General features: G+C 78.5%; 1 protein-coding gene. It reads right to left on the bottom strand.

Annotation, left to right across the window (positions count from 1 at the left end):
• The coding region (locus RM572_RS28515; protein ID WP_311676267.1) for a sigma-70 family RNA polymerase sigma factor at positions 1–1,374 on the bottom strand (1,374 nt) is incomplete at both ends.

Raw genomic sequence — 1,374 nt, 5'->3', positions numbered from 1 at the left:
TGCTCGTGCCGGTGGCCTTCCTCGGCTGGTTCTGCGCGGCGGCCGGCGGCTCGGCCCTCGGCCGGTCCACGGGGGCGGCGGGCCGGGGTGGTTCCGGCTCGGGCGCAGGCTGCGGCGAGCGTGGTGGGGGCGAGGGGGCGGCGGGGGCGACGGACGGCTTGGCCTGCGGCGCGGGGGCCGGCTGGTCGTCACCGATCAGGGTCAGGGCCACTGCCACCCCGGCCGCCGTCACCACGCCCGCCGCGACGCCGATCTTCACGGGTGCGCCCACGCCTTCGGCCGCTGCGCCCCCACCCGCTGCGCCCGCGCCCGCCGCGCCGCCGGTCGCCGCGGCGCCGGCGACCGCGCCGCCGCCCGTGAGCAGGCCGAGCGCCTTCGCCCCGCCCGCCGCACCGAACCAGCCGAGGAAGGCCACCGGCACGAGCAGCCTGATCTGCGCGTTGAGGTCCACGACCTCGAGCGCCGCCGTCCGGCAGGCCGCACACGTCTCCAGGTGCCTGCGCAGCCCGCGTTCGGCGCGCATGCGCAGGCCGCCGCGCGCGTAGGCCCCGAGCCGGTCGGCGTACCTGGCACATGCGCCGCCGTCTGTCCTGGCCCGGCTCACGTGCGCCTGGAGGTAGGCCTGCTTGAGCTTCTCCCGTGCGCGGTGGGCGAGCACCGCCGCCGCGTTGTCGGACAGCCCCAGCAGCGGGGCGACGTCCCTGGGCGACTCCTCCTCCACGGTCGTGTGCCACAGCACGGTCTGGTACTTCTCCGGCAGGCTGCGGAACGCCCGCACGGCCATGGTCCGGTCGGCTTCCTGCATCGCCCGCACGTCCGCGCCGAGCGACAACGTGTCCTCGTCCGGCGACGAACCCCCCGGCACGGTGCGCGAGGCCCCGGCCGCCGACTGGGCGAAGGCGGCGAAGTCCTCCACCAGGTGCTCCCGCTTCGCGGTCCGCGCCCAGGCCGCGGCCACCCGCCGCACCGAGGTGAGCAGGTACGCGCGCACCGCCGTGTCGGGGCCCGCCCCGGCCCGTACGGCCTGGAGGGTGCGGGCGAACACCTCGTTGGTCAGGTCCTCCGCCGTGTGCGCGTCCCGGCAGCAGGTGTGCGCGTAACGGCGGACGGCCCCCGCGTGGCGGTGGTAGAGCGTTTCGTACGCGGTGGTGTCCCCGCCCCGCATCCGGCGGAGCAGCGCGGAGTCGGACTCCGCGGGGCCGGCGCCGGACTCGGAACGCCCCGCGCCGCGCCGCTCTCGCTGCTGCGGGACGGAACGCCCGGCCGGTCCCCGGTCCGCCTCCGCGCCGTCGGGCCCCGCACCTCCCGTGCTGGCGTGGCCGCCGCCGCGCGGTGCGCAGCGGCCCGGCGGAACGGCGTCGACCGGGCCGCCCT

It is taken from the genome of Streptomyces hazeniae (genome assembly GCF_031845485.1).
In the GTDB taxonomy this organism is placed as follows: Bacteria; Actinomycetota; Actinomycetes; order Streptomycetales; family Streptomycetaceae; genus Streptomyces; species Streptomyces hazeniae.
This window is presented reverse-complemented; position numbering and strand designations above follow the sequence as displayed.